Genomic DNA, 1,681 nt, shown 5'->3' on the forward strand with positions numbered 1-1,681 from the left:
TCATGATGTGGCCAGCGGCTTCCGCACGAGGATGAAAAAGGTTCGGGGTTCCCGTCGAAGACCTTGGTACGTCGGCGCATTGGGCATACGGCAACATCGGGTGGTTTGGCTTGCTGCTGCTGCGAAACGCACCCTTGGTGCTTCTCGTCGCCGTGCTGTCCGCTGACTTCATCATGATGGAGACGATCCAGATTCTTGGGGGGCGGACCGGAACATATGGCGTCATCCTGGTGCTGACTTCGAGCGTGATCATTTGGATTACCCAACTAGGTGTCGCCTTCGCCACACATGCATTGCGAAACGTGGCGAGGACCGCGGCAAGAGCAGCGATGGATCGAGAGCAGCTGCGGACACGTGAAGCAGTAAGTGAAGAGCTGCACAGGGATCGCCGTGTGCGTTATGCCTCCTTGGCAGATGCCGTGGTCCCGCTGCTTCAAGGTCTGGCCACTGGAGCATATGATCCGGCCGATCAGTCGGTACGGCAAGCCTGCGCCGTACAGGCGGCCCGCATTCGTCGTCTCCTGGCCGAGAGCGACGATGTACCAGACCGTCTCCTCCATGAGCTGCGGGCGGGCATCGAGATCGCGGAACGCAGAGGAGTCGCGGTTTCTCTCGCTGTTCGAGGTAATCGCGTCGCTCTGCCGCCGGCCGTCCGCCGGGCGTTGATCGAGCCAGTGCTGGCCGTACTGGCCACAGCGGCCACCACCGCCCGGGCGACCGTGGTCGGCTCTCCGACGTCAGTGAAGGTCGGCGTGGTCGCGGATTCTCCTGAGAGATCGCGCGAGGAGCTGCTGAATCCGGAACACAGTGATCAAGTCAACGTGACATTGACGATGCAGAAAGGACGTGTATGGGTGGAGGCGACTTGGTCGAGCACAACCTCGTCACAGTCGCAGTGATCGATGACCATCCTGCGGTCATTGCCGGCGTTCGAGCGTGGTGCGCGTCCGCACGTCCCGAGATTGAGATCGTCGCGGCCGGCTTCGATCTCGGTGCCGTGTGGACAGGAATCGGCAGGTCGGCGGACGTGGTCATTTTCGATCTCCAGCTGGATAGCTCAACGCCCGCCTACGGAGAGCTCAAGCGCCTCGTGGACGATGGGCGGCAGGTGATCATCTACACCATGCGTGACGACCCTGACGTCGCATTGCAATGCCTGGACATCGGTGCCTTCACATATTTGACCAAGGCCGAAGGCGAGGAGCATCTCGTGGGCGCCATCCGAGCGGCGGCCGAGCACGTGCCCTACACACCTCCATCGCTGAGCGGTGCTTTTTGGACCGACACTCGATCTCATCGCCCGCGGCTGTCCGCGAGGGAACTCGATGTCCTGGTGGAGTGGTTCCAGTCGGAGTCAAAGGAGATGGTCGCGCGGAGGCTAGGCATCTCCACCCGCACCGTCAGCACCTACATAGACCGGGTCAGGATCAAGTACGCCAATGTTGGCAGGCCGGCCTCGACCAAGGCATCCCTGGTGGCCCGTGCCATCCAGGACGGTCTGATCCGCCTCGAAGATCTTTGACGTTGTGGGTCGTACGACCGTCACCGCGCGAATCGCGTCGTTCCTACGATGACTCCTGCTCAGTGGGACGCGCTCGGAGGAGAGCAGCATGCCGAAACCGTCGGGCCACTCAACCTCGCGTTCCGCAGCTAATCCGGGGTCTGGGGCATGATCGAGGGT

Annotated in this window: 2 protein-coding genes; both read left to right on the forward strand. The window is 62.0% G+C overall.

Features of this window, described 5'->3' with window-relative positions:
• Positions 1-110: 110 nt before the first annotated feature.
• Positions 111-899, forward strand: coding sequence for a hypothetical protein (locus tag BSB02_RS40400; RefSeq protein WP_143591775.1), 789 nt, complete (start codon positions 111-113; stop codon positions 897-899).
• Complete coding sequence (locus tag BSB02_RS39110) at positions 866-1,522, forward strand: response regulator transcription factor (RefSeq protein WP_206185142.1); 657 nt, start codon at positions 866-868, stop codon at positions 1,520-1,522. Before BSB02_RS40400 ends, BSB02_RS39110 begins: the two co-directional genes overlap by 34 nt.
• Positions 1,523-1,681: the final 159 nt, after the last annotated feature.

Source organism: Thermoactinospora rubra, assembly GCF_002093975.1.
GTDB lineage: Bacteria > Actinomycetota > Actinomycetes > Streptosporangiales > Streptosporangiaceae > Nonomuraea > Nonomuraea rubra_A.